Below are 21,245 nucleotides of genomic sequence, written 5' to 3'. Positions count from 1 at the left end.
ATTAAGACAATCTTAATCATCGTTAACAGGATCGCGCCGTAACGCCTTAGCAATAAATGCAATTCTCCACCGGACTCGACGGATTGCGGCAACTTTTCGTCAATAAACCGGCAGATTTGCGTTCAAGACCCCAAACATTTCATTAACCATTTCCATGCTTGGGTGAGGCGAACTCACCGCCGAACCGGCGGAACCGTCGCGCGATGCCGGGGCCTGCGCCATGACGCCTGAACTGCAACGGATGGACTGGATGCCCTCGCCCCCGCTCGCACCCATCGACAGCCCGCTCGACCTCGACCATCTCTCCCGGATGACGCTCGGCGATTCGGAGCTGGAGCAGGAAGTGCTGGCCATGTTTGCCGAGCAGGCGGTCCGCCTGGTCGCGGCGATGGCGGCGTTGCCGGCCGAGGCGGGCGCACTGGCCCACAAGCTCAAGGGCTCGGCCCGCGGGATCGGCGCTTTCGCGGTGGCGGATGCCGCCTCAAGCCTGGAGATCGCGATCCAGACCGGCCATGACCAGCGCCACGCCTTGGCCGCGTTGAAAGAGGCGGTGACCGAGGCCCGCGTCGCCATCGAGACGATCCTGAAGGCTTGAGGCCACGCCGCCGAGCCGGACCGTAGTCTCTTGTTTTGACGCGTTTTCTTCCCGCAAAGCGGGATTCACTTCGCCTCAAAACCCTATGGCGCCGGCCTGATCGACCCGTTATAGGACAGCCCGGACCCTCCTTCATTCCCAGCACCGCGGCAGCACGAGCACACATGGCCAAGATTCACTTTGTCGACCACAAGGGCGAAACCCGCACGGTAGAAGTCGAGAACGGCGCAACCGTGATGGAAGCCGCGATCCGCAACAGCATTCCCGGCATCGAGGCCGAATGCGGCGGCGCCTGCGCCTGCGCGACCTGCCACGTCTATGTCGACGAAGCCTGGCGCGAGAAGGTCGGCGGCCCGACGCCGATGGAAGAGGACATGCTCGACTTCGGCTTCGACGTGCGTCCGAATTCGCGCCTGTCCTGCCAGATCAAGGTCTCCGACGAACTCGACGGTCTCGTCGTGGCGACGCCGGAACGCCAGGCCTGATCCTGATACGCCTGATCCCGATACGCCTGATCCTGATATGCCCGATCCTTGCGGGCTAGCCTCTTCCAAACTGAATTAGGTGTTCGGCGTCGCGACCTCGATGCCGCGCTTGTGCCAGGGTCTGAGCTTCTCGACGATCTCCGCGCTGAGCGGCGCTGGCCGCCGCGTCGCCTCGTCGAGCATGACGCCGACCGACATCGCCGAGGCGATGCACTTTCCTTGCGAGAACACCACCTGCTCGAAGGTCACCGACGTCCGTCCGAGCTTGACGACGCCGAGGCCGAGCTCGATCGCATTGGGCCAGTGCAGCTCGGCGCGGAAATGGATGTCGAGTCGCACCATGATCCAGGCGAGCCCTGGCGGCGTCAGCCCGTACTCCGGCAGCTTCATCAGCGTGACGCGGCCGGTCTCGAAATAGGTGGCGTAGACCGCGTTGTTGACGTGCTGGTTGGGATCGAGATCGCCGAAGCGGACGTTGTCGCTGAGGCGGAAGGGATAGTCCTCCAGGCGCGGCGTCGTATCGAGGCGGCTTGGTGCGTTCACCGATTGATCTCCGTCATATCCTTGCTCGTTACAGCCCAGTTATCCTGACCCGGCAAGTGGGCGCGGCTGCGGGGCGCTCCCGCTTTTATGCCTTCCCTGATCCATCCCCGTTGGCTAGACAGGCAGGGTCACCTCTGCCCGCCGGGCGCCGTCCAACCGATAACGACCGATAAAGAGACGACATGAGCGATGTGATCAAAACCGATGTGCTGATTATTGGTGCCGGCCCCTGCGGTCTGTTTGCCGCTTTCGAGCTTGGCCTTCTCGACATGAAGACGCATTTCGTCGACATCCTCGACAAGGTCGGCGGCCAGTGCGCCGAGCTCTATCCGGAAAAGCCGATCTACGACATTCCCGGCATTCCGCAGGTTTCGGGGCAGGGCCTCACCGATGCGCTGATGGAGCAGATCAAGCCGTTCCATCCGACCTTCCATCTCGGCGAGATGGTCGAGACCGTCGAGAAGATCGGCGATCCCCTGTTTCGCTGCACGACCGATGCGGGCAAGGTGTTCGAATGCAAGGTGCTGGTGATCGCGGCCGGCGGCGGCTCGTTCCAGCCCAAGCGTCCGCCGGTGCCGGGCATCGAGGCCTATGAAGGCACCTCGGTCCATTACGCCGTGCGCAAGATGGAGACGTTCCGCGACAAGAACGTGCTGGTGGTCGGCGGCGGCGATTCCGCACTCGACTGGACGCTCAATCTGCATCCGATCGCGAAGCGCATCACGCTGCTGCACCGGCGCGACGAGTTTCGCGCCGCGCCCCACAGCGTCGAGCAGATGCGCGCGCTGGTTGCCGGCGGCAAGATGGATCTCCGGCTCGGCCAGGTCACCGCGCTCTCCGGCGCCGAAGGCAAGCTCACCGGCGCCACCATCAAGGGCAACGACAACAGCGTCGCGGACATTGCCTGCGATACCATGCTGCCGTTCTTCGGGCTGACCATGAAGCTCGGCCCGGTCGCCAATTGGGGCATTGCGCTGGAGAACAATCTGGTGCCGGTCGAGACGTCGGCGTTCGAGACCAATGTTCCCGGCATCTTCGCGATCGGCGACATCAACACCTATCCCGGAAAGATCAAGCTGATCCTGTGCGGCTTCCACGAGGGCGCGCTGATGTCGCAAAAAGCCCATCGCTACGTCTATCCGGAGAAGCGGCTCGTGTTCCAGTACACGACCTCGTCCTCCAGCCTGCAAAAGAAGCTCGGTGTCAACTGACGGCGGCGGGCCGGGAGGGCAATGCCCCATGTTTCTGGTGCTGGAACGGTTCGCGAAATCGCCGTAGTCTGCGGCCATTCCGGTCGTGGAATAACAAGGTGATCTGATGCGGATTTTTTTCAGCTCTCGGCTGCTTCCCTTTCTCGCGCTCGCATTGTCGCTCGCGACGGTGACGCCGTCTGCGGCGCAACCCGCAGAGCCCACGGCGGCCGGCCTTTGGCAGAAGGTCGAAGACGGCAAGACGGTCGGATGGTTTCTCTTCATCGACCACAACGGTATCTTCGAAGGCGTGATTGCAAAGACCTTCCCGCGGCCCGGCGACGATCCGAACGAGATCTGCGCCAAGTGCACCGACGATCGCAAGAACGCGCCGGTGCTCGGCATCTCCTTCGTCCGCAACATGAAGCGTGAGGGATTGAAGTACGAAGGCGGCAACGTTCTCAATCCGCGCGACGGCCAGATCTGGAAGGCCAACATGAAGGTCAGTCCTGACGGCCAGACCCTGACCCTGCGCGGCTATCTCGGCATCGCGCTGCTCGGCAAGGACGAGACCTGGACGCGCCTGCCTGACGCCAACATCGCCCAGGTCGATCCCGCCATCGTCGCGAAATACCTGCCCCCACAGGCCCCGGCCACCAAGCCGGCGGCACCCGCGGCGAAGAAGGGCGGCGGCATGATGATGGCGCCGGCGCCCAAGCAGTAAGGGTGTCCATCGAACGCTGGGCCGCCTGATCGGCAATCGCTCCACACATCGTCGTCCTTCCGCGCGCAGGCGGGGAAGGCGAAAAGTCGGCGGCGGCCATCTCCGCCGAAAGACCAATGCGCCGCGGGCGGGCTCCAGTAGTTGCCCGGGAATGCATGCTGGCGCCGGATTTGCATAGCTATCCGCAAAGCTGCTGGGGGAATGAGTCGCTGCCCTCCGCGCCTTTCGCCGAGTTGCGGAAGGCGGGCAGTGCGCATTGTCCCACGCGGCGCTCATGCGACCCGCGGAGACGACATGCGACTTGCAAGATTTCGACTTACAGGATTGCGACTTTCAGGATTGCGAGCTGCAAGATCATATGCGGCGCCATTGCTGGGCCTCGCCGCGTTCGTGACGACATCGGCGCTGGCGCGCGATGACGGACGCTACGCCAACTCGCCGTTGAAACCCTGGTTCGAGAGCCTGCATAGCGAATATGGGCAATGCTGCACGGATGCGGACGGCTATGTCGTCGCCGACGTCGATTGGGAGTCCAGTCAGGGGCGTTACCGCGTGCATCTCGACAATGAGTGGGTCGTGGTGCCCGACGGTGCCGTCATCACCGAGCCGAACAAGATCGGTCGCACCATGGTGTGGAAGCACTATATCGACGGCCATCCGCGGGTGCGCTGCTTCATGCCGGGCAGCATGACCTGAAAACGCTTACGGCGCCTGCATCGGAGGCAGGCGCCGCAAGCGATAAGGAGGCTCAACGCGCTTCGCCGCCCGAACCCGCTCTCGCAAGCCGCTTCAGGCGTGGCGACAGCACCGAAACCTGCGCGGGCGAGGCGGGCATGCCGGCGATGATCATCGAGGGCGCGGTCGACTGCTCCTCGACGCCGGCGCCGCCGAGCACCTGCACCTGCGTCGCCGAGATCGGCAACGACTGCACTTCGTAAGACGGAAGCTCACCCGCGAAAGCACCGGTCGAGCTCGCAATCACGGCGCTGGCGACGGCAATCATTGTGAGAACACGCATTGGAAAATCTCCGTTGAAGATGTCAATCGGAGGTTTGGTCGTGACGATGCAGAAAGAGGTTCGCTCGTGTGCGAACATTCGTGTGTCCGCAAGCGAACCCATTGATTGCGTGATACGACAGCACGAAACAGCGACGAAGTTTTCCGTGTCCATGTTTCCGGACGGTTTCGTGCCTTCGAGCGGCGCAGCGCGCAGCTAGCTTGCCTGCAATTCCAGCCCCGCAGATATGGTCGGTGCGGCGTTCACCGGAAAGCGCAGGCGCATGGTCGTGCCGCGGTCGGGAGCGGACGAGATGATGAGCTCGCCGCCGTGGGCCGCCATGATCTCGCGGACGATGGACAGGCCGAGGCCTGCGCCGTCGCCGGCTGTGTTGCCGGTCTGAAACGGTTCGATCGTTCTGTTCTCCACGCCATCGGGCAGGCCTGCGCCGTCGTCATGAATCGAGACGCCGTCGCGGTCCAGCGTGGCGACGATGCGGCGCGCGCCGCGCGCGTGGATCAGCGCATTGCCGACGAGATTGGCAAGTGCGCTCCGGATCGCGGCGTCCACGCCCTGCACCAGGAGCGGACCCTTCTCGGCCTGGTCCAGCGCCAGCTCGATGCCGGCGTCCATTGCCGAGGGGCCGAAGTCGGCCAGTACGTCCAGCGTGATTTGCGCTAGGTCGATCGGTCGTTTCTCGATCGCATGATTTTGCAAGCGGGCCAGGTCGAGCATGGCCGCCACCAGCGAGGTCAGTCGCCTGACGTCGCGCACCAATTCGGCCCTGAGCGCAGGCTCCGGCACGTCCTCGATTTTCGCGCGCAGCAGCGTGAGCGGCGTGCGAAGCTGATGGGCGGCGTTTCCGAGAAAGCGGCGCTGCATCCGGATATAGGCGTCGATCTCGCCGAAGGCGCGGTTCAATGCCTCGACCAAGGGCTTCAGCTCGGAGGGGACCTCCGACAGGGATATCAAGCCTTGCGGCGCTGATGGATCGATCGCGAGCGCGCGGCGCGCCACCCGTTCGATGCCGCGTGAGACGAACCGCGCCGCCAGCGCCGCGCCGACCGCAACGGTCGCGGCAAAGGCCAGCGCCAGCAGCGTGATCGAAAAGACGCTCCTGATGAGGAAGTTTCTTGCCATCCGGCCGAAGCGAACCCGAGGCTCGCCGACCATCATCGCGAGCTGCAACGACCCCCGTTGCACGACGGAGAGGCAAAAAGTGCTCTTCTGGTCGAGCGTGTTGAAGACGGATGAGCCGACGGGCCCGTGATAGGGAAACGCGAAGGGAAGTGCCGGCCGGCGTTCGCTGCCGAATTCGCTGACCAGATCGCCGGCGGATATGACGTACCAGAGGTTCGGGCTGTCGGCCTTCAGTTCGTCGAGGGCCGGAGTCGGCCGCACCGTCAGGTTCTTTCCTTCGATCACGGTGGCGCGATCGAGAACGGCAGCCACGACCCGGCAAGCCCTGAACTCGCGCTCCTCCGTTGGATAGCGCCAGATGAAGAGGCCGAGCATGATCAGGAAGATGGTGGTCGCGGCGATCCCGAGCGAGATCGCGAACGTTCGGGCGATTGACGTCATCGCGGGGTGGCCAGCCGCAGAATATACCCGATGCCCCGCATGCTGCGGATCTCGACGTCGCCGCCAAGTTCGGCCAGCTTCTTCCTCAGGCGTGAAACTTGCGCCTCCAGGGTGTTGGATTCGATCTCGTCGTCAAAGCCGTAGATCTCCTCGATCAGCGCGGCGCGGGTGATGACGCGGTCGCGCCGCATCAGCAGCGCGCCGAGGATCAGCGCTTCGCGCCGCCGCAGCAGGATCTTCGTATCGGCGACCACCGCCTCGTTGCTGCCGAGATGCAGCTCCACATTGCCGAGCGACAGTACCGACGGCGCGAGCAGCCGGGGTCGCCGCAGCACGGCGCGCACCCGCGCGATCAATTCCTGCGGCTCGAACGGCTTGCCGAGATAATCGTCGGCTCCGCCGTTGAGGCCATCGACGACGTCCTCCTTGGCGTCCTTGGAAGTCAGCATGATGATCGCGGGGCGCTCCGGCGACCGGCTCAGCGCCGTGACCACCTGCAGCGCGTCTCCGTCGGGCAGCATACGGTCGACGATCGCGAGGTCGTATTTGAAATTGTCCAGCGCGTGCCGCGCATCGGCGATCGATCCGACGAGATCGACGATGCCGTGCAATTGCCCGAGCAGGCGGCTGACATAGGCGCCGATCTGCGGTTCGTCTTCGATCACGAGGGAGCGCACGCGGGTCGTCCTTGACTTCTCAGGGGTAACAGAGCCCCCGACCTGACGCTGCCTGGCCGAAGTCCGGCGTTTCGGTTCGTGCGTGAGGTTCCCTTTAAGGCTGCGAGCTTGGCGAATAAAAGGCAGCGATCCAGGCTCTTCGATGCGCCGCCGGCCGAAATTTCGGCGCGCGCGTACGTTGCTGCAATGTTCGGGCAATGTTGATCCGGCGCCCCCTCCGAGGCGCGCAATGTCGCAGGCGTGCTGGCCCGCTGCAATCTTGGGGCAACTTTGCCGGACCACATGCTGGGCTCCTGATCACACCAGTCTGTTCGGCCAGCAAGGCCGATGGGGCCCCGTAATGAACCATTTTGACGAAGCCGCTCTCCGCCTCACGGCGCATGCGCGGTCGACGACCGCCTGTCTCGCAGTACTCGGTACAATCACGGCTACCGCGCAAGCCGCATCGGCGCAGACCGCGTTCACGCTGCCGGCACCGCCATTCGAGCTGCCGATGCTGCCCTCGCCCTCTGGAAACTGGACGGTCATGGTCGGCATCGGCGGCCAGTACATGCCCGACTTCGTCGGGTCGAAGAACGGCAAGCTCATGCCGATACCGATCTTCTCCATCCGCCGTGCCGGATCGATCGATCAGTTTCGCGGGCCGCGCGACAGTGCCAGCATTGCACTGCTCGACATCGGCAATTTCCGCGCGGGCCCGGCGTTCAAATACGTCGCCTCGCGCAAGGCCGACAAATATGCCGAGCTGACAGGCCTCGGCGACGTCAAGGCCGCCTACGAGCTCGGCGGCTTCGTCGAATATTATCCGGTCGACTGGCTGCGCCTGCGCGGTGAACTGCGCCAGGGCATGGGGGGCCATACAGGCGCGGTCGCCGACCTCTCCGCCGACGTCATCGTGCCGCTGATTCAGCGACTCACGATCTCGGCCGGCCCGCGCTTTACGTGGAAGAGCACCAAGGCGACGGCGCCTTACTTCGGCGTCGATGCGGCGCAGGCGCTGGCATCGGGGCTGCCGACATACGGCGCGAAGGGCGGCGCGCACTCGGTCGGCTTCGGCAGCCAGATCTCCTATCGCATCAAGCCGCAATGGGAGGTGCATGCCTATGTCGAATACGAGAAGCTGCTGGGCGATGCCGCGGACAGTCCGCTGGTGAAGCTGCGGGGGTCGTCGAACCAGACCACCGTTGGGCTCGGGGCGTCCTATTCGTTCGACTTCAGGATTCGATGAGCCTCATGCGCCGCATTGCTTTTTTATGGATTGGCTTCACGACGGCTTGCGTCGCTCTCGGCGCCGCCGCGGCGTTCGAGACGCGCGCGAGTCGTATTCAGGCGATCAAGACCGTCGGCATCGTTTCCGCCATCGGCGAGGAGATGAGCCTCACGCAAGCCGGTCTGACCCGACTGGGCGCCACCGCGCAAAGCCTGCCGATCAGCGCCTGGGCGCTGGACGACTTGATCGTCCAGCAGGCGACCAGGCTGCTGGACGGACGCTTTCGGGTGCAGTCGTTGACCTACAGGCGCGCCGCTTTCGCCGCGGTCAGGGACCTGGTGGTCGCGCCCGTCAATCTCCTGCGCAGCGATCCGTTCAAGGAGCTGGTGCGCAGCGATGTCGCCCCGCGGGGACTCGACGCCTACATCGTGATCACCCGGGCCAAATCGAAACTCGGCAATGGCCGCAACGTCGAGGGCGTCGGGCTTGCTGAGTACCGCACGCTGCTTGCTGACTACGGTCTGATCCACGCGCTCTACGAGGTCCGTGTCATCGACGGCAAATCATTCGACGTGATCGAGAAGCGGGCGGCCGCGCCGCTCGACAACACCGGGACCATGCAGCTGGCCGGTCCGAGCGGGCCGATAGATGACACGCTGGGCGGCTCTGCGTCGAGCGAACGCTTACGCGCGGCAGTCGTCGATCTCATTATGCGCAGCCTGCCCGTCACGTTCGCTGACATGCACCTGATCGGAGACCAGTGAAGCCGGCTCGCTGCCGCTCAGGTCACCGGCGCCGGATTGAACAGCGTCAGATCGTTGTGGATGCCCCAGCGGTCGGACCACGGTTTGGTGCGGCCGGAGGCGACATCGAGGATGAGGCGGAACAGATCCCAGCCGGTCTCCTCGATGGTCTTCGCGCCGGTGGCGATGCCGCCCGCATCGAAATCGATCAGGTCCTTCCAGCGGCGGGCAAGCTCGGTGCGGGTCGCGACCTTGATCACGGGAGCGGCCGCAAGGCCGTAGGGCGTGCCGCGGCCGGTCGTGAACACCTGCAACGTCATGCCGGAGGCGAGCTGGAGCGTGCCGCAGATGAAGTCGCTTGCCGGCGTTGCCGCGAACAGCATGCCCTTCTGCGTCGCCTTCTCGCCGGGCGAGAGCACGCCGGTGATCGCGGATGAGCCGGACTTGACGATGGAGCCCAGCGACTTCTCGACGATGTTGGCGAGGCCGCCCTTCTTGTTGCCGGGCGTGGTGTTGGCGCTGCGATCGGCGCCGCCGCGCGCGAGATAGGAATCGTACCAGGCCATCTCGCGCACCAGCGCGCGGCCGACGTCCTCGTTGATCGCGCGTCGGGTGAGGAGCTGGATGGCGTCGCGCACCTCGGTCACTTCCGAGAACATCACGGTGGCGCCGGCGCGCACCAGGAGGTCCGCGGCAAAGCCGACGGCGGGATTGGCGGTGACGCCGGAGAAGGCGTCGCTGCCGCCGCATTGCAGGCCGATGACGAGGTCGGAGGCCGGGCAGGTCTCGCGGGTGCGCTTGTTGAGAATTTTCAGGCGGGCTTCCGCCTGCGTCATGATCGCATCGACGATGGCGCCAAAGCCGTCGAAGGCTTCGTCCTGCATGCGGACGATGGCGTCGCTGACGCCTTCCGGCACCAGGCGCTCGGGCGCGAGCTTCTCGCATCCGAGGCTGATCACCAGAATCTCGCCGCCGAAATTCGGATTGAGCGCGATGTTCTGCAGCGTGCGGATCGGAACGACGGCATCGGGGGCATTGATGGCGACGCCGCAGCCGTAGGCATGGGTGAGCGGTACGACGTCGTCGACGTTGGGGTAGTTCGGCAGCAGTTCGGCGCGGATGCGCTTCACCGCATATTCCATCGTGCCCTTGACGCATTGCACCGAGGAGGAGATGCCGAGAATGTTTTTCGTGCCGACCGATCCGTCGGTGTTGCGAAAGCCCTCGAAGGTAAACCCGTCGAGCGGCGGCAGCGGCGCGGGGACCGCGGTGGAGATCTCCAGCTTGTCGAGGTCGGGGGCCTCCGGCATGCGGATGCGGGCCTCGTCGACCCATTCGCCGGCCAGGATCGGGGAGAGCGCGTAGCCGATGATCTCGCCATAGCGGATGATCGGCTGATCCTGTGCGATATCGACCAGCGCCGTCTTGTGTCCCTGCGGCACGAAGGCGCGCAGCGTCAGTCCGCTGGCAAAGCGCGAGCCGGCGGGAAGCCCGAAATCGTTGACCACGATCGCGACATTGTCGCGCTCGTGGAGCTTGATGTAGCGGGGCTGCTCTTTCGCTGCGACGTCCTGGTCCATCTGCGCCTGCCTCCGAAGCCGTAGGGTGGGCAAAGGCGCAACGCGCCGTACCACCATCTTCACATCGAACGTAAGCGGTGGGCACGCTTCGCTTTGCCCACCCTACGAAGTCGATCAACCCGGGAACGTATAGGCCGTCTTCACCGTGGTGTAGAACTCGCGCGCGTAGGAGCCCTGCTCGCGGGCGCCGTAGCTCGAGCCCTTCCGGCCGCCGAACGGCACGTGATAGTCGACGCCGGCGGTCGGCAGATTGACCATCACCATGCCGGACTCGCTGTTGCGCTTGTAGTGCGAGGCGTATTTCAGGCTGGTGGTGCAGATGCCTGAGGCCAGGCCGAACTCGGTGTCGTTGGAGATCGCCAGCGCTTCCTCGTAGTTCTTGGCGCGGATGACGGCGGCGACGGGCCCGAAGATCTCTTCACGCGCGACGCGCATGTTGTTGTTGGCCTCGGTGAACAGCGCCGGCTGCAAATAGTGGCCGGGCGTCTCGCGCTTGAGCAGCTCGCCGCCGAAGGCCAGCTTGGCGCCCTCGTCCTGGCCGATCTTGATGTAGCGCAGGTCCTGGTCGAGCTGGCTCTGGTCGACGACCGGGCCGATATGCACGCCGGCCTTGAGCGCGTCGTCGACCGACAGGCCGTTCAGGCGCTCGGCCATCGCCGCGACGAAGCGGTCGTGGATGCCTTCGGTGACGATCAGGCGCGAGGATGCGGTGCAGCGCTGCCCGGTCGAGAAATAGGAGCCGTTGACGGCGACCTCGACGGCGGTCTTGAGGTCGGCGTCATCGAGCACAACCAGCGGATTCTTGCCGCCCATCTCCAGCTGGAACTTCTTCATCGGGTTCGACAGCACGCAGGCCTGCGCGATCTTGCGCCCCGTTTGCACCGAGCCGGTGAAGGAGATCGCCGCGACGTCCGGATGCTCGAGCAAGGTCTGGCCGACCACCGAGCCGGAGCCGACCACGAGGTTGAAGACGCCGGCCGGAATGCCGGACTTGGCAATGATCTCGGAGAGCGCATGCGCAGAGCCCGGCACCAGCTCGGCCGGCTTGAACACCACGGTGTTGCCGTAGCAGAGCGCGGGCGCGATCTTCCAGGCCGGGATCGCGATCGGGAAATTCCAGGGCGTGATCATGCCGACGACGCCCATCGGCTCGCGCGTGAGCTCGACGTCGATACCAGGACGCACCGAGGCGCCCTTTTCGCCGATCAGGCGCAGCGCCTCGCCGGCGAAGAATGCGAAGATCTGGCCGGCGCGCGCGACCTCGCCGATGCCCTCCGGCAGCGTCTTGCCTTCCTCGCGCGCCAGCAGGCGGCCGAGCTCTTCCTTGCGGGCGAGGATTTCGAGCGAGATCTTGTTCAGCACGTCGTAGCGCACCTGCGGCGTAGACTGCGCCCAGGCCGGGAAGGCGGCCTTGGCGGCGGCGATCGCCTTCTCGGTCTGCGCCTTGTCGGCCTTGGCGTATTCACCGACGACGTCGTTGGTGTTGGAGGGGTTGATGTTCCTGGTGACGCCGGAGCCGTCGACCCATTCGCCGCCGATGAAATTCTTCAGGATCGCAGTCATCTTTTTCCTCCGAGGAATTGTTTTAACGCACGAGGCAGGGACGCTTGTCGTCGAAGGTCCAGCCGGGGATCAGGTCCTGCATGGCAATAGCGTCATCGCGGGCACCGAGTCCATGCTGCTTGTAGAGATCATGCGCCGCGTCGATGGCGGCCCTGTCGATTTCGATACCCAGGCCCGGGCGGTCGGGGACGGCAATCTTGCCGCCCTTGATCTGCAGCGGCTCGCTCGTGAGGGCCTGGCCGTCCTGCCAGATCCAGTGGGTGTCGATCGCGGTGACCTTGCCGGGGGCGGCGGCGCCGACATGGGTGAACATGGCCAGCGAAATGTCGAAATGGTTGTTGGAGTGCGAGCCCCAGGTCAGGCCGTTGTCACGGCAGGTCTGGGCAACCCGCACCGAGCCCTGCATGGTCCAGAAATGGGGATCGGCGAGCGGAATGTCCACCGCGCCGAGCCGCAGCGCATGGGAGAGCTGGCGCCAGTCGGTGGCGATCATGTTGGTTGCGGTCGGCAGCCCGGTGGCGCGGCGGAACTCGGCCATGATCTCGCGGCCCGAGAAGCCGCCTTCGGCGCCGCAGGGGTCCTCGGCATAGGCGAGGATGCCGTGCATGTCCTTGCAGAGGCGGATCGCCTCCTCGAGCGACCAGGCGCCATTGGGGTCAAGCGTCACGCGGGCGTTCGGAAAACGCTTTGCGATTGCGCTGACGGCCTCGATCTCCTGCTCGCCGCGCAGCACGCCGCCCTTCAGCTTGAAGTCGGCGAAGCCATAGTGGTCGTGGGTGGCTTCGGCGAGCCGCACCACGGTCTCGGGCGTCATCGCCTCCTGATGGCGGAGGTTGAACCATTCGGGCTTGCCGGTCTCGCCCGGGACGTAGTTCAGCTTGCTCTTGCTGATGTCGCCGACGAAGAAGAGATAGCCGAGCGTTTCGACGCTCTTGCGTTGCTGGCCCTCGCCGAGCAGCGCGGCGACGGGCAGGTTGAGATGCTGGCCGAGCAAATCGAGCAGAGCGGATTCGATCGCCGTGACCGCGTGGATCATCACGCGAAGATCAAACGTCTGCTTGCCGCGCCCGCCGGCGTCGCGGTCGGCGAAGGCCGTGCGGACGTCCGCGAGGATGTTGTTCAGCGCGCCGACGGTCTTGCCGATCACGAGATCGCGGGCGTCCTGCAGCGTCTGCCAGATCTTCTGCCCGCCCGGCACCTCGCCGACGCCGGTGTGGCCGGCATTGTCGGTGAGGATGACGATGTTGCGGGTGAAGAACGGCGCATGCGCGCCGCTGAGATTGAGGAGCATGCTGTCGCGGCCCGCGACCGGGATCACCTGCATCGCGGTGACGACGGGTGCGCCGGAAATCTCGGTCAGGGCCATCGCTCGCTCCTCGTTGTTGTCGTCCTTATTCTGCCGCCTGTTGTGTCGATCGGATGGCGGGCAAATTCTTCACCAGCGCGCTCACTTCGACGATCTCCTGCTCGGTGAGGTCAGTGAGCGGCGGGCGGACCGGGCCGGAATCGCGGCCGATCACCTTCATGCCGGCCTTGATGATCGAGACGGCATAGCCCTTCTTGCGGTTGCGGATCGCGATCAGCGGCAGGATGAAGTGCTTCAGCCCGGCCTGGATCGTAGCATGGTCGCGCTTGCGCACCGCGGCGTAGAAGTTCGTGGCGAATTCCGGCACGAAGTTGAACACGGCCGAGGAATAGGTCGTCACGCCCATGTCGAGATAGGGCAGCGCGAAGGTCTCCGCGGTCGGCAGGCCGCCGATATAGGTCAGGCGATCGCCGAGCTTGGTGTAGACGCGGGTCATCAGCTCAATGTCGCCGATACCGTCCTTGTAGCCGACGAGGTTCGGGCAGCGCTCGGCGAGGCGGGCGAGCGTGTCGGGCTGGAGGATCGCGTTGTCGCGGTTGTAGACGATGATGCCGATCTTCACGGCGGCGCAGACCGCCTCGACATGGGCGGCAAGGCCGTCCTGCTCGGCATGGGTGAGATAGGGCGGCAGCAGCAGCAGGCCGTCGGCGCCGGCCTTCTCGGCACCAACAGCGATCTCGCGGGCGATCGCGGTGCCGTAGCCGGTGCCGGCGAGCACGGGCACGCGGCCCTTGGTCTCGTCGACCGCGATCCTGACGACTTCAGGGACCTCGGTCGCTGTCAGCGAGAAGAACTCGCCGGTGCCGCCAGCGGCGAACAGGCCGGCGACGTCGTAACCGCACAGCCAGTCCATGTTGGCGCGGTAGGTCGCCTCGTCGAAAGAGTAGTCAGCCCTGAAGGGCGTGACGGGGAAAGAGAGGAGGCCCGATCCGATCTTCTGGGCCATCTCCTGCGGGGTCATCTTGCTCACGGGCGCTGCTCCGTCATTGCGTGTTGTGGAGGACGCCACCGACATCTGCGCGCCCATGCGCCGTGGTTTAGGAGACCGTTCGATGCGGGTCCAAGCCAAACCCTATATCGACCGATGCGAAATCAGCATCAATCCTCCGCTGGCTCCGCGGAGGCCAGTTCGCCGGCGATTTTGACGAGCGCCGACAGCAGCGGATTCTCGTCGTCGCGGCGCCAGACCATGAACAGCTCGACGGGGACGCGCGTGCGCAGCTTCAGCGGGCGCAGGCGCACGTCGGAAATCTTCAGGCTCGCCGCGGCCGCCGGTACGATGGCGAGGCCGAGGCCGGCGCGCACCATGGCGAGGATCGAGTGGATCTGGCTGAGATGCTGGACATAGCGCGGCAGCACGTCGGCGCGGGTGAACAGCGCCACCAGGAGATCGTGGAAGTAGCGGCTCTCATAAGGCGAATACATCACAAAGGGCTGGTCGTCGAAATCCTTGATGGTGATGCTGTCGGCATTCGCCAGCGGATGCTTCTTCGGGATGGCGGCAAGCAGGGGCTCGGCGACGACGCGGCGGCTGGTGAGTTCGGGCCGCGCGATCGGCGGCCTGAGTAGGCCGGCGTCGATCTGGCCCGAGGTCAGCGCCTCGAACTGGTCGCCCGACACCATCTCCTTCAGCGAGAAGTCGACCTCGGGCAGTTTTGCCCGGCAGGCGGCGACGAGCTCGGGCAGGAAGCCGTAGGCGGCGGCCGCGGTGAAGCCGATCTTGACCGAGCCGGTCTTGCCGAGCGCGATGCGCCGGGCGACCTGCGAGGCGCTTTCGGCAAGCTTGAGGATGCGGCGCGCCTCCGGCAGGAAGCTGCGCCCGGCCGGGGTGAGGCGCACCGAGCGGCTGGTGCGCTCCAGCAGCGGCGCATCGATGATGTGTTCGAGCACCTGGATCTGCCTGGACAGTGGCGGCTGGGTCATGTTCAGCCGCGTCGCGGCGCGGCCGAAATGCAATTCCTCCGCCACCGTGACGAAACAGCGGAGCTGGTTGAGGTCGAACATCGATACATGCCTTAGATGGATAAGGCGTTTCCCCGGTACTTCTAGCATCGATCATCCCCAAAACAAAGACGGCGGCTTTTTGGGCCGCCGTTGAGTTGCCTGTCCCGCTCCGATCACTCGGAACGCTCAGGAGGAACGTTTGAAAACCACTCGCTCGATCTTGCCGACCACCATCGCGAGGTCGGCGGCTTGCGATTCCTAGAGGTGCGCGCGGCGGGGTGTCCAAGTTGAAGGGGGTATCGATCGATGCCGTTTTTGGATTGATGGAACGGCAAGTGCTCCGCGCTCACGGAGTATTTGATCGCCCGCTTTCGCGGGCGATGACAACGCGGGTGTGGAGAAAGCTCTCGCTTCTACTGCTGCGTGCTCGGCAACAGCTGCGGCAGCAGTCCGCGCGTCACGCCCGGCGGCACGGCGTCGAGGCCGAGCACGGTGCTGGCGGCCGGCAGCGCCGCATCCGCCATCGCCGCATGCCCTTCCGCGCTCGGATGCACCGCGCCGCCATAAACGGCGGAGAGCACGCCCCAGGTGGCGTCGTGGATATCGGTCGGCTGGCTCGCCGCCGGCAACCCTTGCGGATAGGTCATCGCGGCGAAATAGCTGTCATTGGCGTCGCGGATCCAGCGCGCGCGGGGCAAATAGGCGCGATATTCCGAGGCGCCGCGGCCGCACAGCATCGGCTGGCTCGCCGCGCTCACGATGTCGGGATTGAAGCTCTGGCCGTTCTCGGCAAAGCAGGTGCGGTCGAATTCGGGGTCATTGCCGGAATGGGCGCAGAAGCCGTGATCGGCGAACGCGGCCTGGTGCGCATCGACGAAAGTCATGCGGTCGGCTTCGGGATCGCGGCACAGCGCGCCGCGGGTGCAGGTGGCGAGCCCCTTGAGCTGCGGCAGGAACTCGGTGTCGACGAAGGTCGAGACGCGCGCCAGGCGCTGCGGATCGGCGTTGAAGGCCGGATGGATGTCGAAGCCGGCGCGACCGCCGCGGCAGGGCACGCCGCCGTCGGCGAGCGCGGGGTTGGCGTAGGAGACATAGACGACATGCGAGAGGTCGCCTCCGACCAGCGGCTTGAGCGCCTCGCGCAGCTTGACGAAATTCTGCGGCAGTTCGCGCGCCAGCGCGTCGCGGGAATCGTCGACGGTCGCCATCACGCCGGAGCGGCGGAACAGCGCGCGCTCGGTCGAGGTCTCGACGATCACGTCGGCGACGAGACCGGAGAAATAGACGTCGTTGGCGCCGACCGAGAGCAGCACGAGGTCGAGCGTGCGGTCGGGCTGGCGCTTCTTCGCTGCGGTAAGCGCCTCGCGCAACTCGGCGACTTGCGCGTTCACGCTGGTGTTGCAGACACCGGTCTTGCCGGGGGGGCATTCGCGGGCGCGCTGCGAGCCGAGCAGCCCGTCGCTGATGCTGGCGCCGGTGCAGGCGAGCGGCAGGAAGGTCACCGCGATGTGCGTGAAGCGCACCGCGAGCGCCAGTGCGGTGCGGGTCTGGTAGCTGTACAGCGAGCGGTGGCACGGCGAGTTGAACCAGAGTGCACTGTATCGCTGCCAATTGGCGAGCGTATCCGGCGCCTCGCAGGCGCGGCCGCCCTTGAAACCATGGCGGCTCGGCCGGTAGTACTGCGCGCCGGCGGTGCCCAGATAGGAGCGGAAGCAAAAGCCTTCGTCAGACAGCGCCAGTGGCCGGTCCGGATTGCCTTCGCCTGAGGCGATGCTGTCCCCGAGGCCGGCGATGAAGATGTCGCGGACCTGGATCTCGGTCTGGACGCGCTGGGTCGGATCGGAGCCGGAGGAGACGTCGACGGTCGCAACCGTCTGCTTGCCGTAGCGGACGCGCAGATTGATCGGCTCGGCGCAGTCGAAGGTCGATTGCTGCGGCCCGTCGCCGTCGTCGAACGACCAGGCGCAGGTGGCGCCGACCGGCACCGCGCCGGTGAGGCGCACGGTGACGGGATGGTCGATCGGGGTCAGGTAGTTTTCCTTGATATTGTCGCGGGTGCAGGGCTGGTTGACCCGGCCCTGCAGGTCGATGCAGAGCCGGTTGACCATGTTGCGGGCCCAGCCGCGGCCCTCGCTCTGGAGCTCCAGCGATTGCTCGGCGGCCAGGATGCTGCGGTTGCGGGCGTTCTCGACATGGAGCAGGAAGTCGCGCTCCTCGCGGAACAGCCGGAAGCGGTTACGCACCTCCCAATTGATCTGCAGGGCGCCGGCGTCCTGGGCGCTGGCGCGCTCCGGCGGCATGGCAATCAGAATCCCGGCAAGCAACAGGGCGCCTGCGGAAAGGGTGCGAAGGAATGAAGGGATCATGGCCCGCGTCTTCAACGGCAAAGTTGAGGCGGAAATAAGAGAGGATTGCTCTGCCGCCCGCAAGCTTTGTCTTGGCGCTCGCGACTTACCGCTGATTAGCCTGCCGCAGCGCCCGCTCGCGCTCCATGGCTGCCACCTGCTTTGGCAGATTGGCCTGCGCGCAGGCCTCCGCCAGCCGCCGCCGCTCCTGCCAGGGCTCGACCACGTTCATCCAGAGCTCGCGCGTGCCCATGATCGAGATGGCGAGACCGAACGGGATGACGAAATAGAGGATGCGGAACACCAGCAGCGTCGCCAACAGCTGCTCGCGGCCGAATTCGGGCAGCGCCAGCAGCATGGCGGCATCGAACACGCCGATCGAGCCGGGGGCGTGGCTGGCGAAACCGAGCAGCGTCGCCAGGATGAACACCACGGCCAGCGACATAAAGTCGATCGGCGGGTTGGCCGGCATCAGCAGGTACATCGCCGTGGCGCAGAAGCCGAGATCGACCACCCCGATCAGGATCTGGACCAGCGTCAGCGGCGCCGACGGCAGCACGACCTTCCAGCCCTTCTGGCCGAGCTCGCGCCGCTTCTCGCCCATCATGAGCCAGACCAGATAGGCGCCGATCGAGGCGAGCCCGCCAAGCGCGATCAGCCGGTTGATCGAGGAGGGGAGCTGATCCATCGAGGACGCCGCATCCGGATGGATCGCCATGCCGATCGACAGCACGAAGATGTTACCGAGCCAGAAGGTCAGGCCCGACAGGAAGCAGATCTTGGCGACGTCGATCGCGTTCAGCCCATAGTCCGAATAGATCCGGAAGCGGATCGCGCCCCCGGTGAAGACCGTGGCGCCGATATTGTGGCCGATCGAATAGGACGTGAAGCTGGAGAGCGCCGCAATCCGGTACGGCACGTGCTTCTTGCCGATCGTTCGCAGTGCAAAAAAATCGTAGAAGGTCAGCGTACAGAACGCGAAAAACACGCAGATCGCCGCCAGCCCGATATTCCCGCGGGGAATCTCGGTTAACGCGGTCAGGATGACCCCGGTATCGATGCCCTTGAGGGTCCGCACCAGCGAGGTGATCGCGAAGGCGATGATGAAGATGCTCGCGGCAACTCCAAGTCGTCGCCAGCCGATCCATCTCTTGAACCCGCGCTTCAGCGCTGGCAGCAGTCCGTGCATTCATCCTCCCGGCGGCGGGCAAAGACCGTCCGGGCCAGGCATTGGCCGGTCGGGTGCGATCGTGGCCAAAGGCAGGCATCGATCGCTATGCATGATCCAGATCATTTAAGGCATAAACTGCGGCTTGTGCAGCCCTTGACAATAATAGGTTCTGCGCCGGACCCGCCCCTTTGTCATACGTGGTTCACATCGCTGGCGCGTTAAGCATATGAGTCGTGAGCGCGGGCCCGGCTCACGCATGTCGTATGTCGACACGATCTTCGATCCCGACGCCATCCGCATTGTTCCAGCGCAAGTCATACTGGTCTTTTTGGAACGCCGATGCCGCGCGCTCGTTGGGCCCCCATCAGCAACCGGACACGGCGGAACAAGCGGCTTTCGTGCAAGCCGCTGCCTTCGTGTTCCAGAAATCGGAAGAGGACGGAACGATGGGACTGTTCACTAAAGACATCAAGACCATGAACGACCTGTTCGTGCACCAGCTGCAGGACATCTATTATGCCGAGCAGCAGCTGACCAAGGCGCTGCCGAAGATGGCCAGCAAGGCCACCGATCCGCAACTGAAGCAGGGCTTTTTGACGCACCTCGAGGAGACGAAACAGCACGTCGCGCGGCTGGAGGAGGTCTTCAAGATGCACGGCGTCCCCGTGAAGGCGGTCGACTGCCCGGCGATCGACGGCATCATCGAGGAAGCCGAGGAGACGGCCGGCGAAGTCGCCGACAAGGCGGTGCTCGACGCCGCCCTGATCAACGCGGCGCAGGCCGCCGAACATTACGAAATCGTGCGCTATGGCAGCCTGATCGCCTGGGCCAAGCAACTCGGCCGCAACGACTGCGCCAGCGTGCTCGCCAAGACGCTTGAGGAAGAGAAGGCGACCGACCAGAAGCTGACGACGCTCGCCGAGAGCAAGGTGAATCTGCGCGCGGCGAGCTAAGCCCAAGCTGAACGAGGAGGGCGCCGCGCGGTCATCCGCGCGGCGCTTTCATATTTGTACCTGGCATCATTATTCGATCAATCTCGAAGCATGGCGGCGAGCTGGAAGCCTATAAGTCGCATGGGGCTGCAATTGAGGTGCAGCATGCGAGCCGATACCAGCAAATATGAAGCCTTCAACGAGGGCAGGGCCAGCACGCCACGCGCCGCCTCGGCTCTTGCGACCTCGCTCACGCTGGCCGCGATGAGCCTCGGCTACGGCGTGGTGCAGCTCGACGTCACCATCGTCAACACCGCGCTCGATGCCATGGGCCGGACGCTCGGCGGCGGTGTGGCCGAGCTGCAATGGGTCGTCAGCGCCTACACCATCGCGTTTGCCGCCTTCATCCTGACGTCAGGCGCGCTCGGGGACCGAATCGGCGCTAAGCGGGTCTTCATGGCCGGCTTTGCCATCTTCACCGCGGCCTCGCTCGCCTGCGCGTTGTCGCCCAATGCTGCCGTGCTGATTGCAGCGCGGCTGGTGCAGGGGCTTGCGGCGGCGATCCTGGTGCCGAATTCCCTTGCGCTCCTCAACCATGCCTATCCGGACGAGCGCGCGCGCGGCCGTGCCGTCGCAGTCTGGGCTGCCGGAGCGAGCCTTGCGCTCACCGCCGGCCCCTTCGTTGGCGGCGCGCTGATCACGCTGGTCGGCTGGCGCGCGATCTTCCTGGTCAATCTGCCGATCGGGCTTGCCGGCTTCGGGCTGAGCTGGCGCTACGCCAGTGAAACCCCGCGTTCCCCCGCGCGCGAGGTCGATCTGCCCGGCCAGCTTGCGGCGATCGGGGCGCTGGGAGCGCTGGCCGGTGCGATCATCGAGGGCGGTGCGCTCGGGTGGGATCATCCGGCGGTGATCGCGGCCTTCGTCGGGGCCGCCGTTTTCGCCGCGCTCTTCCTATGGCGCGAGCGGCGCGCGGCGCAGCCGATGCTGCCGCTGTCGCTGTTTGGCCACCGGCTGTTCGCGCTGACCGCGCTGGTCGGCCTGCTCGTCAACACCGCGATCTACGGCCTGATCTTCGTGCTCAGCCTGTACTTCCAGCGGATCAACGGGCTGTCGGCGTGGTGGACCGGGCTCGCCTTCGTGCCGATGATGGCGGCGGTGCTGCCGGTCAATCTGCTGGCGCCACGCCTCGCCGAGCGCATCGGGCCGTGCCCGACCATCGTCCTCGGCGCCAGCATCTCGGCGCTCGGCTGTCTCGGTCTGCTGTGGATCGAAGCTGACACCAGTTATTGGATGATCTGCGCGCAGATGATCGCGATCAGCACCGGACTTGGACTGCTGGTTCCGCCGCTGACCTCGACCTTGCTGGGCAGTGTCGACAAGGCGCGGTCCGGCATCGCGGCGGGCGTCCTGAACGCGACACGGCAGACCGGCAGCGTTCTCGGCGTCGCGCTGTTCGGCTCGCTGGTGGCCGCGGAGGGGGCTTTCATGGCGGGGCTGCATCTTTCGCTGGTCGTATCTGCATCCGTCCTGCTGCTCGCTGCCGTTGTGATCGGCCTCGGTGTTCCCGCGAGGGATGAGAAATCCGAGTGAATGGACACA

At 65.2% G+C, this 21,245-nt stretch carries 20 protein-coding genes; 9 read left to right on the top strand and 11 right to left on the bottom strand.

What is annotated here, in order from left to right; genetic code table 11:
• Positions 1–220 precede the first annotated feature (220 nt).
• Both CIT40_RS23145 and CIT40_RS23140 read left to right on the top strand, forming a co-directional pair.
• Positions 221–595 carry an Hpt domain-containing protein gene (locus CIT40_RS23145; RefSeq protein ID WP_094895819.1) on the top strand — a complete coding sequence of 125 codons (375 nt, stop codon included), beginning with the start codon at positions 221–223 and terminating at the stop codon, positions 593–595.
• A gap of 164 nt (positions 596–759) precedes the next feature.
• A complete protein-coding gene (locus CIT40_RS23140) occupies positions 760–1,080 on the top strand; it encodes a 2Fe-2S iron-sulfur cluster-binding protein (protein ID WP_092213319.1) in 321 nt (106 codons plus the stop codon).
• Positions 1,081–1,155: 75 nt separating this feature from the next.
• Here the strand turns inward: CIT40_RS23140 and CIT40_RS23135 are convergent, their stop codons facing one another.
• Positions 1,156–1,623, bottom strand: coding sequence for an acyl-CoA thioesterase (locus CIT40_RS23135; RefSeq protein ID WP_094895818.1), 468 nt, complete (start codon positions 1,621–1,623; stop codon positions 1,156–1,158).
• Between the two features lie 182 nt (positions 1,624–1,805).
• Here CIT40_RS23135 and CIT40_RS23130 point away from each other — a divergent pair, with 182 nt between their 5' ends.
• From CIT40_RS23130 to CIT40_RS23120, 3 genes are all read left to right on the top strand, one after another.
• Positions 1,806–2,834 (top strand): NAD(P)/FAD-dependent oxidoreductase, encoded by a 1,029-nt coding sequence (locus CIT40_RS23130; protein ID WP_094895817.1) that lies wholly within the window; start codon positions 1,806–1,808, stop codon positions 2,832–2,834.
• Between the two features lie 106 nt (positions 2,835–2,940).
• A complete protein-coding gene (locus tag CIT40_RS23125) occupies positions 2,941–3,537 on the top strand; it encodes a DUF2147 domain-containing protein (RefSeq protein ID WP_094895816.1) in 597 nt (198 codons plus the stop codon).
• A 339-nt stretch (positions 3,538–3,876) separates the two neighbouring features.
• A complete protein-coding gene (locus tag CIT40_RS23120) occupies positions 3,877–4,233 on the top strand; it encodes a hypothetical protein (protein WP_162307628.1) in 357 nt (118 codons plus the stop codon).
• Positions 4,234–4,285: 52 nt separating this feature from the next.
• Here the strand turns inward: CIT40_RS23120 and CIT40_RS23115 are convergent, their stop codons facing one another.
• From CIT40_RS23115 to CIT40_RS23105, 3 genes are all read right to left on the bottom strand, one after another.
• Positions 4,286–4,555: a hypothetical protein gene (locus CIT40_RS23115; RefSeq protein ID WP_162307627.1), complete on the bottom strand. Its 270-nt coding sequence runs from the start codon at positions 4,553–4,555 to the stop codon at positions 4,286–4,288.
• Between the two features lie 195 nt (positions 4,556–4,750).
• Entirely contained in the window at positions 4,751–6,115 is a 1,365-nt protein-coding gene (locus tag CIT40_RS23110; protein ID WP_094895813.1) for a sensor histidine kinase, read from the bottom strand.
• Positions 6,112–6,990 (bottom strand): response regulator transcription factor, encoded by an 879-nt coding sequence (locus CIT40_RS23105; RefSeq protein ID WP_244611829.1) that lies wholly within the window; start codon positions 6,988–6,990, stop codon positions 6,112–6,114. The genes CIT40_RS23110 and CIT40_RS23105 overlap by 4 nt, the downstream gene beginning before the upstream one ends.
• Before the next feature lie 142 nt (positions 6,991–7,132).
• Between CIT40_RS23105 and CIT40_RS23100 the strand changes: the two genes are divergently transcribed.
• Both CIT40_RS23100 and CIT40_RS23095 read left to right on the top strand, forming a co-directional pair.
• Complete coding sequence (locus CIT40_RS23100; RefSeq protein ID WP_162307626.1) at positions 7,133–8,020, top strand: MipA/OmpV family protein; 888 nt, start codon at positions 7,133–7,135, stop codon at positions 8,018–8,020.
• Between the two features lie 5 nt (positions 8,021–8,025).
• Entirely contained in the window at positions 8,026–8,766 is a 741-nt protein-coding gene (locus CIT40_RS23095; RefSeq protein ID WP_094895851.1) for a hypothetical protein, read from the top strand.
• 17 nt (positions 8,767–8,783) lie between these two features.
• On the opposite strand, the gene garD is transcribed toward CIT40_RS23095, so the two are convergent.
• The 7 genes from garD to CIT40_RS23060 all read right to left on the bottom strand — a co-directional run bounded on the left by garD (position 8,784) and on the right by CIT40_RS23060 (position 18,732).
• Positions 8,784–10,325: a galactarate dehydratase gene (gene garD / locus CIT40_RS23090; protein WP_094895811.1), complete on the bottom strand. Its 1,542-nt coding sequence runs from the start codon at positions 10,323–10,325 to the stop codon at positions 8,784–8,786.
• Between the two features lie 114 nt (positions 10,326–10,439).
• A complete protein-coding gene (locus CIT40_RS23085; RefSeq protein ID WP_094895810.1) occupies positions 10,440–11,888 on the bottom strand; it encodes an aldehyde dehydrogenase family protein in 1,449 nt (482 codons plus the stop codon).
• A gap of 22 nt (positions 11,889–11,910) precedes the next feature.
• Positions 11,911–13,254 carry a glucarate dehydratase gene (gudD, locus tag CIT40_RS23080; RefSeq protein WP_094895809.1) on the bottom strand — a complete coding sequence of 448 codons (1,344 nt, stop codon included), beginning with the start codon at positions 13,252–13,254 and terminating at the stop codon, positions 11,911–11,913.
• 25 nt (positions 13,255–13,279) lie between these two features.
• A complete protein-coding gene (gene kdgD, locus CIT40_RS23075; protein ID WP_094895850.1) occupies positions 13,280–14,224 on the bottom strand; it encodes a 5-dehydro-4-deoxyglucarate dehydratase in 945 nt (314 codons plus the stop codon).
• A gap of 128 nt (positions 14,225–14,352) precedes the next feature.
• On the bottom strand, positions 14,353–15,258 hold the full coding sequence (locus tag CIT40_RS23070) for a LysR family transcriptional regulator (RefSeq protein WP_094895808.1): 906 nt from the start codon (positions 15,256–15,258) through the stop codon (positions 14,353–14,355).
• Between the two features lie 353 nt (positions 15,259–15,611).
• Positions 15,612–17,564 (bottom strand): SGNH/GDSL hydrolase family protein, encoded by a 1,953-nt coding sequence (locus CIT40_RS23065; protein ID WP_094895849.1) that lies wholly within the window; start codon positions 17,562–17,564, stop codon positions 15,612–15,614.
• 85 nt (positions 17,565–17,649) lie between these two features.
• On the bottom strand, positions 17,650–18,732 hold the full coding sequence (locus tag CIT40_RS23060) for a lysylphosphatidylglycerol synthase transmembrane domain-containing protein (RefSeq protein WP_094895807.1): 1,083 nt from the start codon (positions 18,730–18,732) through the stop codon (positions 17,650–17,652).
• Positions 18,733–19,160: 428 nt separating this feature from the next.
• On the opposite strand from CIT40_RS23060, the gene CIT40_RS23055 reads away from it, so the two are divergent.
• Positions 19,161–19,667, top strand: a complete 507-nt coding sequence (locus tag CIT40_RS23055) for a YciE/YciF ferroxidase family protein (protein ID WP_094895848.1) — start codon at positions 19,161–19,163, stop codon at positions 19,665–19,667.
• 144 nt (positions 19,668–19,811) lie between these two features.
• Entirely contained in the window at positions 19,812–21,236 is a 1,425-nt protein-coding gene (locus CIT40_RS23050; RefSeq protein ID WP_094895806.1) for an MFS transporter, read from the top strand.
• Positions 21,237–21,245 lie beyond the last annotated feature (9 nt).

This window comes from Bradyrhizobium amphicarpaeae (genome assembly GCF_002266435.3).
In the GTDB taxonomy this organism is placed as follows: Bacteria; Pseudomonadota; Alphaproteobacteria; order Rhizobiales; family Xanthobacteraceae; genus Bradyrhizobium; species Bradyrhizobium amphicarpaeae.
This window is presented reverse-complemented; position numbering and strand designations above follow the sequence as displayed.

Coding starts and splice junctions, on each gene's coding strand:
- CIT40_RS23050 (WP_094895806.1), top strand. CDS start 19,812: ATGCGAGCCGATACCAGCAAATATGAAGCCTTCAACGAGGGCAGGGCC.
- CIT40_RS23140 (WP_092213319.1), top strand. CDS start 760: ATGGCCAAGATTCACTTTGTCGACCACAAGGGCGAAACCCGCACGGTA.
- CIT40_RS23100 (WP_162307626.1), top strand. CDS start 7,133: ATGAACCATTTTGACGAAGCCGCTCTCCGCCTCACGGCGCATGCGCGG.
- CIT40_RS23085 (WP_094895810.1), bottom strand. CDS start 11,888: ATGACTGCGATCCTGAAGAATTTCATCGGCGGCGAATGGGTCGACGGC.
- CIT40_RS23110 (WP_094895813.1), bottom strand. CDS start 6,115: ATGACGTCAATCGCCCGAACGTTCGCGATCTCGCTCGGGATCGCCGCG.
- CIT40_RS23125 (WP_094895816.1), top strand. CDS start 2,941: ATGCGGATTTTTTTCAGCTCTCGGCTGCTTCCCTTTCTCGCGCTCGCA.
- CIT40_RS23095 (WP_094895851.1), top strand. CDS start 8,026: ATGCGCCGCATTGCTTTTTTATGGATTGGCTTCACGACGGCTTGCGTC.
- CIT40_RS23070 (WP_094895808.1), bottom strand. CDS start 15,258: ATGTTCGACCTCAACCAGCTCCGCTGTTTCGTCACGGTGGCGGAGGAA.
- CIT40_RS23060 (WP_094895807.1), bottom strand. CDS start 18,732: ATGCACGGACTGCTGCCAGCGCTGAAGCGCGGGTTCAAGAGATGGATC.
- garD (WP_094895811.1), bottom strand. CDS start 10,325: ATGGACCAGGACGTCGCAGCGAAAGAGCAGCCCCGCTACATCAAGCTC.
- CIT40_RS23145 (WP_094895819.1), top strand. CDS start 221: ATGACGCCTGAACTGCAACGGATGGACTGGATGCCCTCGCCCCCGCTC.
- CIT40_RS23055 (WP_094895848.1), top strand. CDS start 19,161: ATGGGACTGTTCACTAAAGACATCAAGACCATGAACGACCTGTTCGTG.
- CIT40_RS23130 (WP_094895817.1), top strand. CDS start 1,806: ATGAGCGATGTGATCAAAACCGATGTGCTGATTATTGGTGCCGGCCCC.
- CIT40_RS23065 (WP_094895849.1), bottom strand. CDS start 17,564: ATGATCCCTTCATTCCTTCGCACCCTTTCCGCAGGCGCCCTGTTGCTT.
- CIT40_RS23115 (WP_162307627.1), bottom strand. CDS start 4,555: ATGCGTGTTCTCACAATGATTGCCGTCGCCAGCGCCGTGATTGCGAGC.
- gudD (WP_094895809.1), bottom strand. CDS start 13,254: ATGGCCCTGACCGAGATTTCCGGCGCACCCGTCGTCACCGCGATGCAG.